18 protein-coding genes are annotated in these 15,825 nt (G+C 66.8%); 10 read left to right on the plus strand and 8 right to left on the minus strand.

The window, feature by feature from the left end:
- The first annotated feature begins 267 nt into the window (after positions 1-267).
- The 3 genes from QNN98_RS00130 (at position 268) to QNN98_RS00140 (ending at position 3,144) form a co-directional block, all read left to right on the plus strand.
- On the plus strand, positions 268-1,089 hold the full coding sequence (locus QNN98_RS00130) for an ABC transporter ATP-binding protein (RefSeq protein WP_283995917.1): 822 nt from the start codon (positions 268-270) through the stop codon (positions 1,087-1,089).
- Positions 1,090-1,210: 121 nt separating this feature from the next.
- A complete protein-coding gene (locus QNN98_RS00135) occupies positions 1,211-2,278 on the plus strand; it encodes an aliphatic sulfonate ABC transporter substrate-binding protein (protein ID WP_283995918.1) in 1,068 nt (355 codons plus the stop codon).
- On the plus strand, positions 2,275-3,144 hold the full coding sequence (locus QNN98_RS00140; protein WP_283995919.1) for an ABC transporter permease: 870 nt from the start codon (positions 2,275-2,277) through the stop codon (positions 3,142-3,144). Before QNN98_RS00135 ends, QNN98_RS00140 begins: the two co-directional genes overlap by 4 nt.
- 49 nt (positions 3,145-3,193) lie before the next feature.
- On the opposite strand, the gene QNN98_RS00145 is transcribed toward QNN98_RS00140, so the two are convergent.
- Positions 3,194-3,475 (minus strand): hypothetical protein, encoded by a 282-nt coding sequence (locus tag QNN98_RS00145; RefSeq protein ID WP_227926021.1) that lies wholly within the window; start codon positions 3,473-3,475, stop codon positions 3,194-3,196.
- Positions 3,476-3,608: 133 nt separating this feature from the next.
- On the opposite strand from QNN98_RS00145, the gene QNN98_RS00150 reads away from it, so the two are divergent.
- Positions 3,609-4,991, plus strand: a complete 1,383-nt coding sequence (locus QNN98_RS00150) for an O-acetylhomoserine aminocarboxypropyltransferase/cysteine synthase family protein (RefSeq protein ID WP_283995920.1) — start codon at positions 3,609-3,611, stop codon at positions 4,989-4,991.
- Complete coding sequence (locus QNN98_RS00155) at positions 4,981-5,505, plus strand: CoA-binding protein (protein WP_283995921.1); 525 nt, start codon at positions 4,981-4,983, stop codon at positions 5,503-5,505. Before QNN98_RS00150 ends, QNN98_RS00155 begins: the two co-directional genes overlap by 11 nt.
- Positions 5,506-5,526: 21 nt before the next feature.
- Here the strand turns inward: QNN98_RS00155 and QNN98_RS00160 are convergent, their stop codons facing one another.
- From QNN98_RS00160 to QNN98_RS00170, 3 genes are all read right to left on the minus strand, one after another.
- Positions 5,527-6,297, minus strand: coding sequence for a hypothetical protein (locus QNN98_RS00160; protein ID WP_283995922.1), 771 nt, complete (start codon positions 6,295-6,297; stop codon positions 5,527-5,529).
- A complete protein-coding gene (locus tag QNN98_RS00165; RefSeq protein ID WP_227926018.1) occupies positions 6,281-6,841 on the minus strand; it encodes an RNA polymerase sigma factor in 561 nt (186 codons plus the stop codon). Before QNN98_RS00165 ends, QNN98_RS00160 begins: the two co-directional genes overlap by 17 nt.
- A gap of 193 nt (positions 6,842-7,034) precedes the next feature.
- Positions 7,035-7,841, minus strand: a complete 807-nt coding sequence (locus QNN98_RS00170) for a carbon-nitrogen hydrolase family protein (protein ID WP_227912458.1) — start codon at positions 7,839-7,841, stop codon at positions 7,035-7,037.
- An 89-nt stretch (positions 7,842-7,930) separates the two neighbouring features.
- Between QNN98_RS00170 and QNN98_RS00175 the strand changes: the two genes are divergently transcribed.
- Positions 7,931-8,926, plus strand: a complete 996-nt coding sequence (locus tag QNN98_RS00175) for a DUF2804 domain-containing protein (protein WP_283995923.1) — start codon at positions 7,931-7,933, stop codon at positions 8,924-8,926.
- Positions 8,927-8,977: 51 nt separating this feature from the next.
- Here the strand turns inward: QNN98_RS00175 and QNN98_RS00180 are convergent, their stop codons facing one another.
- Positions 8,978-10,267, minus strand: a complete 1,290-nt coding sequence (locus QNN98_RS00180) for an adenylosuccinate synthase (RefSeq protein ID WP_146359322.1) — start codon at positions 10,265-10,267, stop codon at positions 8,978-8,980.
- A gap of 218 nt (positions 10,268-10,485) precedes the next feature.
- Here QNN98_RS00180 and QNN98_RS00185 point away from each other — a divergent pair, with 218 nt between their 5' ends.
- The 3 genes from QNN98_RS00185 (at position 10,486) to QNN98_RS00195 (ending at position 12,757) form a co-directional block, all read left to right on the plus strand.
- Positions 10,486-11,079, plus strand: a complete 594-nt coding sequence (locus tag QNN98_RS00185) for a hypothetical protein (protein ID WP_283995924.1) — start codon at positions 10,486-10,488, stop codon at positions 11,077-11,079.
- A gap of 451 nt (positions 11,080-11,530) precedes the next feature.
- Entirely contained in the window at positions 11,531-11,992 is a 462-nt protein-coding gene (locus QNN98_RS00190; RefSeq protein ID WP_283995925.1) for an excalibur calcium-binding domain-containing protein, read from the plus strand.
- 81 nt (positions 11,993-12,073) lie between these two features.
- Positions 12,074-12,757 (plus strand): class F sortase, encoded by a 684-nt coding sequence (locus QNN98_RS00195; RefSeq protein WP_283995926.1) that lies wholly within the window; start codon positions 12,074-12,076, stop codon positions 12,755-12,757.
- A 23-nt stretch (positions 12,758-12,780) separates the two neighbouring features.
- On the opposite strand, the gene QNN98_RS00200 is transcribed toward QNN98_RS00195, so the two are convergent.
- Positions 12,781-13,404 (minus strand): GyrI-like domain-containing protein, encoded by a 624-nt coding sequence (locus QNN98_RS00200; protein ID WP_283995927.1) that lies wholly within the window; start codon positions 13,402-13,404, stop codon positions 12,781-12,783.
- A 285-nt stretch (positions 13,405-13,689) separates the two neighbouring features.
- Here QNN98_RS00200 and QNN98_RS00205 point away from each other — a divergent pair, with 285 nt between their 5' ends.
- Positions 13,690-14,214, plus strand: coding sequence for a CGNR zinc finger domain-containing protein (locus QNN98_RS00205; RefSeq protein WP_283995928.1), 525 nt, complete (start codon positions 13,690-13,692; stop codon positions 14,212-14,214).
- A gap of 70 nt (positions 14,215-14,284) precedes the next feature.
- Here QNN98_RS00205 and QNN98_RS00210 read toward each other — a convergent pair whose 3' ends face one another.
- Together QNN98_RS00210 and fbaA are read right to left on the minus strand one after the other, a co-directional pair.
- Positions 14,285-14,713, minus strand: a complete 429-nt coding sequence (locus tag QNN98_RS00210; RefSeq protein ID WP_283995929.1) for a DUF3151 domain-containing protein — start codon at positions 14,711-14,713, stop codon at positions 14,285-14,287.
- Positions 14,713-15,732, minus strand: a complete 1,020-nt coding sequence (gene fbaA / locus QNN98_RS00215; protein WP_227912466.1) for a class II fructose-bisphosphate aldolase — start codon at positions 15,730-15,732, stop codon at positions 14,713-14,715. The genes QNN98_RS00210 and fbaA overlap by 1 nt, the downstream gene beginning before the upstream one ends.
- Positions 15,733-15,825 lie beyond the last annotated feature (93 nt).

Genomic DNA, 15,825 nt, shown 5'->3' on the forward strand with positions numbered 1-15,825 from the left:
CACACTGCCGTGCCCGATGCCGGGAACATGTCGTTTTGTGAACCGGCTCACAGGCCAACACTTGTCGGATGTGCGGATCCGGCGTTTAGTTGTCCGTGACCATCCCGAGCGGCTGAGAGACCTGGATCGATGAAGCCGCAGCAACCCTGGTTGCCGCATTTCCTCCTTGAAGCGCGGCAATAACGAGGCTGGTGTCGCAGGAAGCCGTTATCCCGGCTCAGGACACTTTCCGTAGGGTGCTACTGCCAGGAACGATGGAGTGTTTCTATGACAGCAGTTCTGGCTTCTTCCACGCCCGCTTCCGGCACCGCCCAGCCGGCCGGGCCCGCCCTTCCGATCACGTTTGACCGGCTCGGCCGCAGCTTCGGCACCGGCAATGACGAACACGTAGTCCTGCGGGACGTCAGTTTCGACGTTGTCCCGGGGGAGGTGCTGGCCGTTCTCGGGGCCAGCGGCTGCGGCAAATCCACCCTGCTGCGCGCTGCGGCCGGCCTGGACCGGCCTTCCTCCGGCGTCGTCCTGATCGGCGGCAAGCCGGTGAACGGCATCAGTGAGCAGTGCGCCGTCGCCTTCCAGGAGCCGCGGCTGCTGCCGTGGCAAACCCTGCAAGCCAACATTGCAATCGGCCTGCCCAAATCCTCAAGCGCCAGCCGGGGCAAGGCCCGCGTGGCCGAACTTTTGGACCTCGTGGGGCTGACCGCCTTCGCCAAGCACCGGCCCCGGGCGGTGTCCGGCGGCATGGCGCAGCGGGCTTCACTGGCCCGGGCACTGGCGCGTGAGCCCGGTGTCCTGCTGCTGGACGAACCCTTCGGCGCCCTGGATGCCCTGACCCGGCTGAAGATGCAGGACCTGCTCCTGTCCCTGCACCGGGCAGCCCCCGCCACGGTACTGCTGGTCACCCATGACGTGGATGAGGCCCTCCAGCTGGCGGACCGCATCATTGTGCTGGGCACCGAACCGGGGGCACCCGGCGCAACCATCACCAACGTTGTCGCTGTACCCGGCGACCGTCCGCGGGACCGCGCCTCGGCGGAACTGGCCCGAATGCGCGGCGAGCTCCTGGCCCTGCTGGGCGTCGAACGCCGCTAGCTTCCCGCTTTCCGGCCTGCTTTTCAGGCTCCTCTTTCCGGCCCTCAGCCGTCCTCAACTGCTCCCTGCCCGCCCTGTCCCCGCATGCGCGTACCCGCGGGCCCTCTGCTAAGGAACCCACATGTTCAGCCGATCTTCCCTCCCTGCCCGTTTTTCCCTCCCATCCCGCACGGCCCGCACCCTTGGCGCCCTCGCCGCCGTCGCCGCCCTGTCCCTGACCGGCTGCGTGGCCGGAGAAGACACCACCGGCGCGTCCGCCGTCCAGGACGCCGACGGCGGAACGCTCACCATCGACTTCGCTACCTACAACCCGCTGAGCCTGATCATCAAGGACCAAGGCTGGCTGGAGGACTCCCTGGCGGATGACGGCGTGACGGTCGAGTGGGTACAGTCCGCCGGCTCCAACAAGGCCAATGAGAACCTGCGTTCCGGGGCCATCGATATCGGTTCCACCGCCGGCTCCGCGGCCCTGCTCAACCGGGCCAACGGCTCGAAGATCAAGGCCATTGACGTGTTCTCCCAGCCGGAATGGTCCGCCCTGGTGGTGGGCGCGGATTCCGGCATCACCTCCGTGGCGGACCTGGCCGGCAAGTCCGTGGCTGCCACCAAGGGCACCGACCCGTACTTCTTCCTGGTCCAGGCCCTGGACGAGGCGGGACTCAGCCTGTCCGACGTCACGGTGGAACAGCTGCAGCACGCCGACGGGCGTGCTGCCCTGGACAACGGTTCCGTGGATGCGTGGGCGGGGTTGGATCCCATCATGGCCGGGGCGGAACAGAACGGGGCCCGGTTGGTTTACCGCAATCTGGACTTCAACACGTACGGCCTGCTCGCGGCCAACGAATCCTTCCTCGAGGAGAACCCGGAGCAGGCGCAGGCAGTGGTCAACGCTTATGAAAAGGCCCGCGCCTGGGCCGCGGAGCACCCGGACGAGACGGCAGGGATCCTGGCCGACGTCGCAGGACTGGACCCCGCCGTCGCCAAGACCGTGATCCTCGAACGCAGCAACCTGGACGTGGACCCGGCTCCGGGAGAGGACCAGCGCCGCGTCCTGGCCAAAATCGGCCCGACCCTGGTGGAAACCGGGGACGTCGCCAGCCAGGAACAGGTTGATGCGGCGTTGGCCGGCCTGCTGGAGGATACCTATGTCAGCAAGGCCGACCCTGATGCCGTGGCGGCGTCTCGATGAGTACTGCTGCCGCCCCGGTACCGGTTCCACCTACCCTCTCCCCGACCGGCACACCGGCAGTTCCTGCAGTACCGGCGGCCGCAGCGGCACCGGCCCGCGCCGGATCATTACTGCACCGCCGGCCGGTGCGGCTGGCCCTGGGCCTGCTGGTTCCGGCCCTGCTGCTGGCCGCCTGGCAGCTCGCCGCCGTCGCCGGGACCTTCAGCCCGGTCCAGCTACCCTCCCCCGCCGCGGTGTACACCGCTGCCGCGGACCTGCTCCAGCGCGGACAGCTGGGCCGCCATGTTGCCATTTCCACCCAGCGGGTGCTGATCGGCTTCGCGCTCGGCTCCGCTTTGGGCCTGGCGTTGGGGGCACTGCTGGGTCTGTCCCGGCTGGCCGAGACCCTGCTGGGACCGGCCATCGGCGCCCTGCGGGCCGTGCCCTCCCTGGCCTGGGTGCCGCTGTTGATCCTGTGGCTGAAGATCGGCGAGGATTCGAAAATCACCCTGATCACCATCGGCGCGTTTTTCCCGGTGTTCACCACAGTGGCCCTGGCCCTGCGGCATGTTGACCGGAACCTGGTGGAGGCCGCGCGGGCCTTCGGCCTGCACGGGCTGAAGCTGCTGACCACCGTGCAGCTGCCCGCCGTGGTGCCGGCGGTTTTCTCCGGACTGCGGCTGGCCCTGGCCCAGTCCTGGCTGTTCCTGGTAGCCGCCGAACTCATCGCTTCCTCCATGGGACTGGGGTTCCTGCTGACGGATTCCCAGAACAACGGGCGGACCGACCGGTTGTTCCTGGCAATCATCCTGCTGGCCGTGCTCGGCAAGGCGACCGACGCCGTCCTGGGGCTGGCACAGAACCGGGCCGTGAAGAAATGGACGTGAGCGCCGTTGCCGGACCGGCCGCGGCATGCTGAGGACGGAAAGGGCGGGGCTAGTGCTTGCGGGTCAGCGTGACACGGTCCAGCACCACGGATCCGCCCATGGCCTGGTGCACGCGCAGGAACTCCGTGGCCGACACCTCCAGGATGTGGCTGTCGGTCCGGGCCGGCAGCAGGTCTTCATGCCTGCCCTCCATCAGTTCCAGGAACGTGCGGGTCGCTTCCCAGCGCGCCATCGGTTCCGTGAACGTCATCCGGTGCGCGGCCGAGGCCATCTTGTAGCCGGTTTCCACAACAATCACGTATTCGTCCACTGCGGCCTCCCTGCGCCCCATGCATCCGTGTCCGGCCCTGCCTACCGCAACCTAAGCCCACACCCGGCGCAAACCGCAACGGGGAACCGCCCCGCGGCGGCCCGGCACCGCCAAGTTCAGCAGCACCCTCCGTCAACAGCAACGAAAGGCCCCCATGAGTGAGCACCAGTTCGGATTCCGCACCCGCGCCCTGCACGCCGGCGGCACCCCCGACGCCCTGCACGGGGCACGCGCGGTACCCATCTACCAGTCCACGTCCTTTGTCTTCAAGGACACGGCCGACGCCGCGAACCTGTTCTCGCTGCAGAAGTACGGCAGCATCTACTCTCGGATCGGCAACCCGACTGTTGCGGCCTTCGAAGAACGCATCGCCTCCCTCGAAGGCGGAATCGGAGCCGTGGCGACGGCGTCGGGCATGTCCGCTGAGTTCCTCACCTTCGCCGCACTCTGTTCCGCCGGCGACCACATTGTCGCCTCCGCCCAGCTGTACGGCGGCACCGTCACCCAGCTGGACGTCACGCTGCGCCGCTTCGGCATCGAAACCACATTCGTGCCCGGCACGGACCCGGCGGACTATGCCGGCGCGGTGCAGGAGAACACCAAGGCCGTTTATGCCGAAGTCGTGGCCAACCCAAGCGGAGACGTCACAGACATTGAAGGCCTGGCCCGGGTGGCGCATGACGCCGGGGTGCCGCTGATCCTGGACGCCACCCTCAGCACGCCTTACCTGGTGCAGCCCTTCACGCATGGTGCGGACATTGTGATCCACTCGGCCACGAAGTTCCTCGGCGGGCACGGCACCACCCTGGGCGGCGTCATTGTGGAAAGCGGCCGGTTCAACTGGGGCAACGGGAAGTTCCCGGCCATGACCGAACCGGTGCCCAGCTACGGCAACGTTTCCTGGTGGGGGAACTTCGGGGAATACGGTTTCCTGACCAAGCTGCGCTCGGAACAGCTGCGCGACATAGGCCCCTCACTCAGTGCGACGTCGGCGTTCGCCCTCCTGCAGGGAGTGGAGACGCTGGCCCAGCGCCTCGACGAACACGTGCGCAACGCCCTGGCGGTGGCGCAGTGGCTGGAAGCGGACCCGCGGGTGTCCTGGGTCAGCTACGCCGGACTGCCCTCCCATCCGCACCACGAACGGGCGCGCAAATACCTGCCCAAGGGCCCCGGGTCAGTGTTCAGCTTTGGCGTGGCCGGGGGCCGGGCAGCTGGACAGGTGTTCATCGAATCCCTGCAACTGGCCTCGCACCTGGCCAACGTAGGTGATTCCCGGACGCTGGTGATCCACCCGGCCTCCACCACCCACCAGCAGCTCTCCCCTGACCAGCTCTCCGCCGCCGGAGTATCCGAGGACCTGGTGCGCATTTCCGTGGGGCTGGAGGACCTGGCGGACATCCTCTGGGACCTGGACTCGGCCCTGACCGCAGCCACCGGCACCAGTGCCGCCGGTGCCGCCGCCAGCGGTGCCGCCGACCTCGGTGCCGCCGCCAGCGGTGCCGCCGACCTTTCGAAGGAGACCGCCGATGTCCGCTGAAACTCCTTCCGGCACCGCCGGAGATTCCGGAACCAGGACTTGGACCGGTCCGACGGCGGCGGAACGCCTGGCGCTGCTGCGCGGGGCCCGGACCATCGCCATTGTGGGAGCCTCGGACAAACCATCGCGTGCCTCTTACTTCGTGGCCACGTACCTGCTCTCCTCGTCCCGCTACCGGGTCTATTTCGTGAACCCCGCGGCGAAACGGATCCTGGGCCAGCCCGTGTACGCCGCGCTGGCGGACCTTCCAGAACCTCCGGACATTGTGGATGTGTTCCGCCGCTACGAAGACCTGCCCGGGGTGCTGGAGGAAGCAAAGGCTGCGGGGGCAAAGAACCTGTGGCTACAGCTGGGGTCCTGGCACGAAGAAGTGGCCAGGGACGCCGAAGCAGCAGGCATGGGGGTGGTGATGGACCGGTGCGTGAAGATCGAGCACGCCCGGTTCCACGGCGGGCTGAACCTCGCCGGCTTCAACACCGGAGTGATTTCCTCCCGGCGCCAGCTACCGCTTTAGGCGGGTCCGTGCGGAGGCGGACTACCGTCCTCCGCCGGGCCAGCCGTAGCCGTTGTTGCCCTGTCCGTTGTGGCCCCGGCCGTTGCTGTTGTGCGCGCCGTTGCCGGACTGTCCGCCGTTGAACATCGCCGCCGCACCGCCGCCAGGGCCCATGGTGTCCCGTACACCGCCGTCGTTGCGCCGGTTCTGGCCCGGGATATAACCGGTGGGCGGCCCGTCGAATGTGCCGGGGTTCTTCCCGGCGTCTTTCCCGCTGCCCGGATATCCGGGCGCGTGCTGAACTGGGGGTGCGGGCACTGCTTCCACCGGTGCGGCTGGCGCCGGCATGGGAACCGGTGCCGGATCAGGCACCGGTTCAGGTGCGGGAGCAACATTTTCCGGTGTTGACGGCACACTTTCCGCGGCCACCGGGGCAAAAGTTTCTTCCGGAACAACGAGTTCTGTCGTGCTTCGTTCGGCTGTGGGCGCAGGCTCCGGCGTAAAGCTGACAACTGGTGCCGGATCCGCGCGCACCAGGAAATCCTGCGTGGCAGCAACGCCGGTGGCTCCGGCCGCCATGGCGCCGATCAGCGCGGTGCTGAGAATGATCCCCCGGCGGTGCTTGGACTTCAGGGGCACCGGAGCACCGTCCAGCAGTGCGGCCAGCTTCCCGCTCGGCTCCGGTGCAGCGGTATGCGCCTGCGCCCGCAGGGACAGGAGGCCCGCGAGCAGTTCGGGGGATTCCTCCACCCCGGCTTCGGTCAGGAGGCCGCGGATATACCGGGCGTCTTGGTCGTCAGGATGCTCGCTCATTGTCCGGTGCCTCCTTCCCTTCCAGTTGGCCTTTCAGTATCCCCAACGCACGGCGTTGCAGCTGCTTCACCGCTCCGGGAGTGCGTCCCATGATTTTGGCCGACTCGTCGATGGACAGGTCCGCCACCACCCGCAGCAGCAGCACTTCCTGCTGCTGGGGTGTTAGTCCCTGCAGCAACGAGGCGACGCCGGTGTCTGCGCCCAGCGCGCTTTCCTCGGCGGACTGCGTTGACCTGCCGTCCAGTTCCGGGTCAAACACGGCCGTCGCCGGTTCACGTTCCCGCCGGCGGATGTCATCCACCATGCGGGCATGGGCTACGGAAAAAGCGAAGGTACGTGCCCCGCGAAGACCGCCGGATAGTGAGTCCAGCTTGGCGAACAGCGTCAGGAACACTTCCTGGGTGAGGCCCTCGGGATCTTCACAGCCTTTGGACCGGAGGTAACCGAGGATGCCGGGTGCGAAGTCGTCATAGAGTTCCCGCAGCGCGGCCGGTTTCCGGGCGCGCGCATCACGGAGCGTCTGCTCGGTAAGCGCTGCGGCCACGACGGATCACTTTCGTAGGAAGCGGGGTGGTGCAAATGCTACCTTGCTCCGAGCCGTAGACGCATGTGCAACGGCCGCACCGATGCTCGTTGGGGGGATAAGCCTCGGCGCGGCCGTTACAAACAGGTAATCGCCGGGGGGTACGAAAAGGTTACGCACCTGGAAAAAGTTTTTTCAGCAGGTGCTTCGGTGCTTATCCGGCGTCAATAATCCGGGTGTTTTCGGCGAAACGGCGGTTCTTGAGCACGGGCAGGAACTCCCGGACCTCGCTGATGCGCTGCCGGGTGACGTCCGCCGTCGCCACTGCCTCGCGTTCCTCCGCCAGGGAGGCCTGCGGCACACCCATGGGATCAAGGATGACGGAGTGGCCCACAGTGTGCCGGCTGGAAGTGCCTGCTGCCGCCACCCAGACCGTGTTCTCAATGGCGCGTGCCTTCAGCAGCGTCTCCCAATGATCAATCTTGTGTTCGCCCCGGAACCAGGCGGCCGGCACCGCCAGCAGGTCCGCCTCCTGGTCCGCGAGCGCCCGGGCGAGTTCCGGGAAGCGCAGGTCATAGCACGTCATGACCCCCACCCGCAGTCCGCCCGCCTGCAGAACCTTCACGCCGCCGTCGCCCGGCTTGATCCGGTCCGATTCGGCGTAGCTGAACGCGTCATAAAGGTGCAGTTTCCGGTACGTGCCGGCAATCCGCCCGGTCGCTTCGATCAGCACCAGGGTGTTGTACGGGCGTTCCTCGCCGCTGGACTCGTATCCACCGGCCACAATGGCGATCTCCAGTTCGGCGGCCAGCAGGGACAGCTGCTGCACGAACGTGCTCCAGGACGCGTCGACGGCGGCGGCGAGCGGCCCCTGGACCTGCCCGATGCTGAACATGGACTCTTCGGGAAAAATGACAAGCTCCGCGCCCTCGGCCCGGGCCTTGCCGGCCAGGGCACGCATGGTATCCAGGTTCTCGCGCACTTCACCGGACGGACTGAACTGACCGACGCTGACTAACACTGCGGACCACCTTCGTCTCGGGCTTGGGTGCTCCCAGCCTAGACCAGGTTGCATTGCCCGACCCCCGCGCTCCCCTACACTTGGTCGGCATGGAAGAACTCACCGCCCCCGTTGACCTTGGCACCCCCGGCGGGCTCCTGAACCCCGCGGCGGTCGCGTTTTCCCGCACTCCGCTGCACCGCCCGGTAGTACCCTCCGGGGCCCGCGGGGGTTGGCGGACCAAGCGCTGGGAATACTGGGGCATCCTCACCCCGGAACTGGCCGTCGGTCTGACCATTGCGCACCTGGACTATGCCGCCACCCTGCAGCTCTACGTCTTCGAGCGCAGCACCGGCAAGGAGATCAGTGTCGACCCCCTGAAGCTGCTGCCCTCCTATGCGAACATTTCCCTGCCGGATACCCTGCCGCCGCTGACCGCGTTCGGTTCCTTCGGCGGATTATCGCTGCGCTTCCACGACGCCGACGGCGGCACCCGCCTGACCGCGTCGTCGCCCCGGGTTTCCGCGGACCTCTTCGCCGAGGCGGACGGCGATGTGCTGGGCGTGGTGGTGCCCTGGTCCGGGCGCCGCTACCAGTACACCCTCAAGGACGTGGCCCGCCGGATCTCCGGCACCGTCACCGTGGACGGCCGGGAGTATTCCGTGGGCGGCGGGGATTCCTTTGCCGTCCTGGACCGCGGGCGCGGCCGCTGGCCGTATTCGAGGCGTTGGAACTGGGGCGCGGGTGCCGGCACGGTGGACGGGGTGCGGCTCGGGCTGCAGGTCGGCGGGAAGTGGACGGCAGGCACCCCCGCCACGGAGAACGCCCTCATTGTTGACGGACGCCTGCACCATTACGACGGCGAACTGGAGTTTCAGTACGATCTGGCCGATCCGGCGTCGGCCTGGCGGGTCCGCGGCGAGTGGATCGATGCCACCCTCACCCCGTTCCACCGGCGGGTGGCCGCCACCAACGCCGTAGTGATCAGTGCCCGGACCTGGCAGGCCTTTGGCACATGGACCGGAACGGCCCGCACTCCGGACGGGACCGAGTATTCGCTGGACGGGATGGGCGGCTGGATCGAGGAGGCCAGGAACCGCTGGTAGGCGCAGAAAGGCCCCGCAGCATCACATGCTGCAGGGCCTTCCTCAAGGGACCTACTCGTTGATCAGGTCCCGCACCACAATGGTCTGGTCCCGGTCCGGGCCCACGCCGATAGCGGAGAACCGGGTGCCGGACATCTTTTCCAGCGCCAGCACGTAGTTCCGGGCATTTTCGGGCAGGTCCTCCAAGGTCTTGGCCCCGGTGATGTCCTCGGTCCAACCGTCGAAGTACTCGAAGATCGGCTTCGCGTGGTGGAAGTCGGTCTGCGTCATCGGCATCTCGTCAAAGCGCACGCCGTCGACGTCGTAGGCCACGCATACGGGGATCTTCTCGATGCCGGTGAGGACATCGAGCTTCGTCACGAAGTAGTCCGTGAACCCGTTGACGCGGGACGCGTGGCGGGCCAGGACGGCGTCGTACCAGCCGCAGCGGCGGGGCCGGCCGGTGTTCACACCGAATTCGCCGCCGGTCTTCTGCAGGTACAGGCCCATGTCGTCGAACAGTTCCGTGGGGAACGGTCCGGCGCCCACGCGGGTGGTGTACGCCTTGATGATGCCCACGGCCCGGTTGATGCGGGTGGGGCCGATGCCCGAGCCCACGGACGCGCCGCCGGCGGTGGGGTTGGAGGAGGTGACAAACGGGTAGGTGCCGTGGTCAACGTCCAGGAAGGTGGCCTGGCCGCCCTCCATGAGGATTACCTTGCCCTCGTCCAGGGCAGTGTTCAGCTCATAGGTGGAGTCGATGACCATGGGGCGCAGCCGGTCCGCGTAGGAGAGGAAGTACTGGACCATCTCTTCGGCGTCAACGTCGCGGCGGTTGTAGACCTTCAGCAGCAGCTGGTTCTTCTGCTTCAGGGAGCCTTCGACCTTCTGGCGCAGGATGGATTCATCGAAGATGTCCTGCACGCGGATGCCCAGCCGGGCGACCTTGTCCATGTACGCCGGCCCGATGCCGCGGCCGGTGGTGCCAATGGCCCGCTTGCCCAGGAAGCGTTCGGTGACCTTGTCCATCACCTGGTGGAACGGGGCCACCAGGTGCGCGTTGGCGGAGATCCGCAGCTTGGATGTGTCTGCGCCGCGGGACTCAAGGCCGTCGATCTCGGCGAACAGCGCCTCAAGGTTCACCACGCAGCCGTTGCCGATCACGGGAATGGCGTTGGGGCTGAGGATGCCTGCAGGCAGCAGCTTGAGTTCGTATTTTTCACCGCCGACGACGACGGTGTGGCCGGCATTGTTTCCGCCGTTGGGCTTGACGACGTAGTCGACGCGCCCGCCGAGCAGATCGGTGGCCTTACCTTTACCTTCGTCGCCCCATTGGGCGCCGACGATGACTATAGCTGGCATGGGATCCTCCCCCATTAGTTACGGGGCAGAGCTGCTAGGTGCAGATCCGCTACCGTGCATGAGAACGCCCCTGAACTCGCCGGTCAAGCCGTGGTGGCCTGGCTACGCGCAAGTCGCGGGGCTCTTACCTGCCAAGTTTAGCCGATCACGCTTTGCCCGCCCCGGAATTACGACATCAGGGGCAGTATCCGGTGCGGCGGCGCAGGTACCGTAGCGTCATGGACCGATTCCGCGGGTACATTGCCGGGCTGGGGACCGCCTCCGGTGTGCGGCTGGTGGTGGGGCATTGGCTCGACTCACCCTTTGGTGCCTTCACGGACGTTATGGCGGAGCACGACGACGGCGTCCGGACACTGCTCGCCCCCTCAGACGCGGTGGCGGAGTATGTGGGCGGGACGTACCGGTTTGACCGGACCGTGGTGGCACCGGTGGACGCGGTGCTGTCCGCGAGCGCACTGCGGGTGGCCGCCGGTCCGCTGCGGCTGGAGGTGGAATTGGGTCCGGTGACGGTTCTGGGCCGGCTGCTCGAACATGTGCCGGCTCCGCTGGCCGTTGCGCCATGGTGGCTGCGTGCCGTCAACCCCGTGGCCGGATTGATTGTTCCCGGCGTGCAGACCGCCGGTTCCGCCGGCGGTGGGCGGCGGGAGTTCTACGGCGTCCGGTCCATCCGCTCCCTCGTTGCAGCGACGGCTGCCTGGGACGGTGCTGATCTGGGGCAGCTGCGCCGGATCGATCCGCCCGTGAAGTTCGGTTTCAGCTCCGTTCCGGCTCCACCACAGATTGTCGCGGTCACCACCACGATCCTGCCCTGAGACCGCCACCCGGCGTTCATAGTGCAGCTAAAGCCGTGTGGCCCCACCCTGGGCAGCATTAACTGCACTATGGAATTAACTGCACTATGAACGCTCTGGGCGGGCACTTGGCGGGCCGCCGCGGCGGATTCCCTGCAGTTTGGGAAATCCCCTCCAGTTTGGGCATTTCCTGCCACTGTTTGGGCATTTCCTGCCACTGCGCAGCGCAGGGATTTCCCAAACCGGTCGATTTTTCCCATCCCGGAGCTTTTAACTTGCCTGACGGCCCCAGACAACCCCACCCACCCGTCCGAAGTGGTTGACGGAGGACAACTTTTGCCCGTGCGAACTAATTGGCGGCTCTGCGGACCAATATCTGCCTGCGGGGAAGCGCGCCGATTACGCGAGTACCTACGCTTTCAGGGTCATCCTCTCCTGGATGCCCTCCTTTACTCAGAAAGCAGGGAATCGCATGAAAAAGACGACAGCAGGACTCACTTTTACGGCCATCACCGGGTTCGGGCTCCTCACCGCCGGACCGGCGCTGGCAGACGGCCCCGGCGGCGGCGATCACCGGCCGCCGCCAACGGCCCCCTATGTCAACTGTGACGAGGCAGCCGCGGAGGGCGTCTACAACATCCCGGCCGACCACCCCCGCTATGGTCCACATTTGGACAATGACGGGGACGGCATCGGCTGCGAGGATTCCACCAAGCCGATGGCCCAGGTACCCATGAAACAGGGACATTTGGATGCGGACGGCACTTGGATGGGCGCGCAGGTCGGCCAGATGCCGGCAGGCGGCGCCAACACCGGCATCACCCAGGAGCCCGAGGAATCCAATGCCGGAATCCTTGCCCTGAGCGGTGGCCTGGTCCTGGCCGCTGCCGCCGGCGGAACCTACGTGGTGCGCCGCCGTCGTACAGCTGACTAAGACCCACCGTTTACACCGGACTCTCCGAAAACCGACAGGACATCCCATGGCACATGCATCCGGCACTGGGGACGGACAGACATGACCAGCACCGTTAGGGGCAGCCGCCGCAGGGGCCTGCGGGAAACTGCGGCGGCTGCCGTCCTGCTTCCGGCAATGGTCCTCGCCGGGGGATGCGCCGCGAACTCGGACCCTAAGGGTCGGGTTCCCCTGCTGGCTCCGTCGCCGGCGGCCACGGCACAGGTGTCGTCGCTGCCCGCGGCCCCCACAACGTCCGCCGAACCCGCCGCACCCCCACTGCCTGAGTCCACGCCGGTGTCGCTGACTATCCCGTCGATCGGCGCCCAGTCGAAAGTGATCCGGCTGGGCCTCGATGCCCACGGCGCGCTGGAAGTGCCGCCGGGAGACCCCGGGTCGCCCGCAGGATGGTACGAACACTCCCCCACCCCGGGTGAGCTCGGCCCTGCCGTGCTGCTGGGCCACGTCAACGCCGAGGGCGGCGGACCCGGAATATTCGCGGACCTGCGCCGGCTGGCCGCCGGGGACCGGATCGAAGTTGCCCGCGAAGACGGCAGCACGGCTGTATTCACGGTGCAGGCAGCGGAGCAATACGCGAAGGACAATTTCCCCACGCTGAAGGTCTACGGAAACACGGCAGGCCCTGAACTGCGCCTGATCACCTGCGACGGTTACGATCCGGAAACCGGAAAGTTTGACGACAATTACGTGGTCTACGCCGTGCTGGCACCGGGAGACGTGCAGTAACCCTAGGACGGTGACCGGGCGGATTACCCCGAATCCGGCGGGACCGGCTGGCGCAGCACCGTCCGCAGTTTCGCCGGGGCGGTGCGCCGGGGATCGTTCAGGTAGACCTCGTGGTGATCGCCGTTGAACGCCAGATCATGTTCCGGCATCCAGGCATCGTGCAGCCGCGCCAGGACCGGCGCCTCGTCGTCGTAGGGGCCTACAAAAAGGATCTGCGCGGACAGCCCTTCATCGAGGGGCAGCAGCCGCACCCGGTCGATGCCGGGCGGATCCTTTTTCGCGGCCACCGCGGCCACCGCCTGTTCCACCATCCCGGCGGTGATCCATTCCGGCTGGGCAATCAATGCGGTCCAGTCCCACGAATCCTTGTCCCCGGCAGTGAACGCGCTCATGTCCGCTGCCCGCCATAGCGCTTCGAGCGGCGGCACCGTGAAGTCCTGCTCCAGCTCGTTCTTGGACCGGAACTTCACTGCGTACGCGACGGGATAGAGGCACTCCAGGGCCTGGGCGTATTCGGGCGAGGTGTTCGGGTTCCCGTGTCCATCCACGGCCAGGTACTGCAGGTGCGGCACCTGCACCAGGGTGAAGTCCCGCCGGCCGGGCGAGTACAGCTCCGGGTAGGACTTCCGGAAGTCGAACTTATCCATGCCCGCACCGGCCTTTCGCGTCGGGTCCAGCCTACGCACCGTCCCCGGCGGTGCACTACACCCCTACTACCCGGCTGATGCCCGCGGGAACAACCTGTGCCGGGGCCTGCAGATCCACCCGCCGTCCCCGGCACTGCGTACACCGGACACAGAGGAGGACGCCGGCGGATACCTGGTGGCGGGATTCCGTTATCCAGGAATGTTCGTGACTGACACCAACTACTGGGAGATCGTGGTTCGAGACCGGACTGATATGCATGGACTCAACAATGCTGTAATGGCCTTATGCATCTCAACCCTTACGGCGAGTACACCGTGCTGCTGGCCGCGTCGCTGGCGAACAACTGGCCGGGCAACCGGGACGCCCTGGTGGAGCGGACGTTGGAGGCCGGTATGACCATGACCTTCCCCGCCCGCCCGGACGATCTTGCGCGCACCCGCACCTTCATTGACGAGTGGCTGGCAGTGGTGGACACACCTGCTCCGGAGCAGCGGGCGGCACTGCTGAACGCGCAGATGGCCGACGCCGCGGCCTACCCTCGGCTTACGAACCACGACGGCGAAGGCTGGCACCTGCACTACCGCGACAATGACGAATCCCTGCCGTCGGTACTGCGGGCCATCATCAGCGTCGGCACTTCCCTGCATCTGGTCACCCGCGGCATGCACCGGCTCGGACGGTGCGCCGCGGAGCCGTGCCGAGCGGTGGTTGTTGACGTCACCCGCAACGGCCGGCAGCGGTATTGCTCGGTCCGCTGTGCCAACCGGGCGGCTGTCCGCCGGCACCGTTCCCGCCCCCAAGCCGGATAGGGATGGGCAGGCGGGCACAAAAAACCGGCGGCCCCTGCCTCAGGGACCGCCGGTTTTCCAGCAGGAACGGCTAGAGGGCCTGGCCTTCAATGGCTGCCTTGGCCTGCGGATCGGAATCGTCGAGGAACTTGCGGATCCGGTCCACTTCCTCGGTCTCGCCGATGGCTGCTGCGGCGCGGCCGAGGGCGTACAGCGAGCGCAGGAAACTGCGGTTGGGGACGTGCGACCACGGGATGGGGCCGATGCCGCGCCAGCCGGCACGGCGCAGGGAGTCCAGTCCGCGGTGGTAACCCACCCGGGCGTAGGCGTAGGACTCGACGTTCTGGCCCTCCTCGAACGCCTCGTCGGCGAGTGCAGCCCACACCTGGGAGGAGGTGGGGTACTTGGCGGCAAGGTCCACCGGTTCGTCGCCTGCTTCCAGGCGGGCGACGACGTCGGTCTCCTCAGGCAGGTACGTGGCGTCGGGGCCGAGCAGGTTCTTGCGGAATTCGTCTGACATTAGAGCGCCTTGCCTGCCGATCCGAGGTTCTGTGCGGCTTCGACCACGCGGGCGGCCATGCCCTTTTCGGCGGAGGCACCCCAAACACGCGGGTCGTACTGCTTCTTGTTGCCCACTTCGCCGTCCACCTTCAGGACGCCGTCGTAGTTCCGCAGCATGTGGTCGGCCACCGGGCGGGTGTACGCGTACTGGGTGTCGGTGTCGATGTTCATCTTCACGACGCCGTAGGAGACGGCGTCGGCGATCTCCTGGGCGGAGGAGCCGGAGCCGCCGTGGAAGACCAGGTCAAAGGGCCGGTCCTTGCCGAGGGATTCGCCGACTGCGTCCTGGATCTCCTTGAGGATCTCCGGGCGCAGCTTCACCCCGCCGGGCTTGTACACGCCGTGTACGTTGCCGAAGGTCAGGGCGGTGAGGTAGCGGCCCTTGCTGCCGTCGCCGAGGGCTTCGATGGTGGCCATGCCGTCCGCCACGGTGGTGTAGAGCTTTTCGTTGATGGCGTTTTCCACGCCGTCCTCTTCACCGCCCACAGTGCCGATTTCCACTTCGAGGATGATCTTCGCGGCAGCGGTGCGCGCCAGCAGTTCCTGCCCAATGCGCAGGTTGTCGTCCAGGGTTTCGGCGGAACCATCCCACATGTGCGAGTTGAAGATGGGGTCCTCGCCGCGCTTCACCGCAGCTTCGGACGCGGCCAGCAGCGGCAGGACGAAATCTTCGAGCTTGTCCTTGGGGCAGTGGTCGGTGTGCAGTGCAACGTTCACGTTGTAGCTCTTGGCTACTTCCTTGGCGTACGCCGCAAACGCGAGGGAACCGGCAACCATGTTCTTCACGGTGGCGCCGGACCAGTAGGCCGAGCCGCCGGTGGAGACCTGGACAATGCCGTCCGAGCCGGCCTCGGCGAACCCGGCCAGGGCTGCGTTCAGGGTCTGCGAGGAGGTGACGTTGACTGCCGGGTAAGCGAACCCTCCTGCCTTGGCACGGTCGATCATCTCGGCGTAAATCTCCGGGGTTGCAATAGGCATGCTGACTCCAAGTGTCGTGCGGCAGGGCCTGGCGCCCTCTCTGGCTTCCTACATCCTAGCCACAAGTACCCGCGCGGCATCAGGTGCGCCCGG

The organism is Arthrobacter sp. zg-Y1143 (genome assembly GCF_030125565.1).
In the GTDB taxonomy this organism is placed as follows: Bacteria; Actinomycetota; Actinomycetes; order Actinomycetales; family Micrococcaceae; genus Arthrobacter_B.

Bases quoted from the DNA above. Each gene is read 5' to 3' on its own strand.
- QNN98_RS00130 (WP_283995917.1), top strand. From the start codon at position 268: ATGACAGCAGTTCTGGCTTCTTCCACGCCCGCTTCCGGCACCGCCCAG.
- QNN98_RS00135 (WP_283995918.1), top strand. From the start codon at position 1,211: ATGTTCAGCCGATCTTCCCTCCCTGCCCGTTTTTCCCTCCCATCCCGC.
- QNN98_RS00140 (WP_283995919.1), top strand. From the start codon at position 2,275: ATGAGTACTGCTGCCGCCCCGGTACCGGTTCCACCTACCCTCTCCCCG.
- QNN98_RS00145 (WP_227926021.1), bottom strand. From the start codon at position 3,475: ATGGGGCGCAGGGAGGCCGCAGTGGACGAATACGTGATTGTTGTGGAA.
- QNN98_RS00150 (WP_283995920.1), top strand. From the start codon at position 3,609: ATGAGTGAGCACCAGTTCGGATTCCGCACCCGCGCCCTGCACGCCGGC.
- QNN98_RS00155 (WP_283995921.1), top strand. From the start codon at position 4,981: ATGTCCGCTGAAACTCCTTCCGGCACCGCCGGAGATTCCGGAACCAGG.
- QNN98_RS00160 (WP_283995922.1), bottom strand. From the start codon at position 6,297: ATGAGCGAGCATCCTGACGACCAAGACGCCCGGTATATCCGCGGCCTC.
- QNN98_RS00175 (WP_283995923.1), top strand. From the start codon at position 7,931: ATGGAAGAACTCACCGCCCCCGTTGACCTTGGCACCCCCGGCGGGCTC.
- QNN98_RS00180 (WP_146359322.1), bottom strand. From the start codon at position 10,267: ATGCCAGCTATAGTCATCGTCGGCGCCCAATGGGGCGACGAAGGTAAA.
- QNN98_RS00185 (WP_283995924.1), top strand. From the start codon at position 10,486: ATGGACCGATTCCGCGGGTACATTGCCGGGCTGGGGACCGCCTCCGGT.
- QNN98_RS00190 (WP_283995925.1), top strand. From the start codon at position 11,531: ATGAAAAAGACGACAGCAGGACTCACTTTTACGGCCATCACCGGGTTC.
- QNN98_RS00195 (WP_283995926.1), top strand. From the start codon at position 12,074: ATGACCAGCACCGTTAGGGGCAGCCGCCGCAGGGGCCTGCGGGAAACT.
- QNN98_RS00200 (WP_283995927.1), bottom strand. From the start codon at position 13,404: ATGGATAAGTTCGACTTCCGGAAGTCCTACCCGGAGCTGTACTCGCCC.
- QNN98_RS00205 (WP_283995928.1), top strand. From the start codon at position 13,690: ATGCATCTCAACCCTTACGGCGAGTACACCGTGCTGCTGGCCGCGTCG.
- QNN98_RS00210 (WP_283995929.1), bottom strand. From the start codon at position 14,713: ATGTCAGACGAATTCCGCAAGAACCTGCTCGGCCCCGACGCCACGTAC.
- fbaA (WP_227912466.1), bottom strand. From the start codon at position 15,732: ATGCCTATTGCAACCCCGGAGATTTACGCCGAGATGATCGACCGTGCC.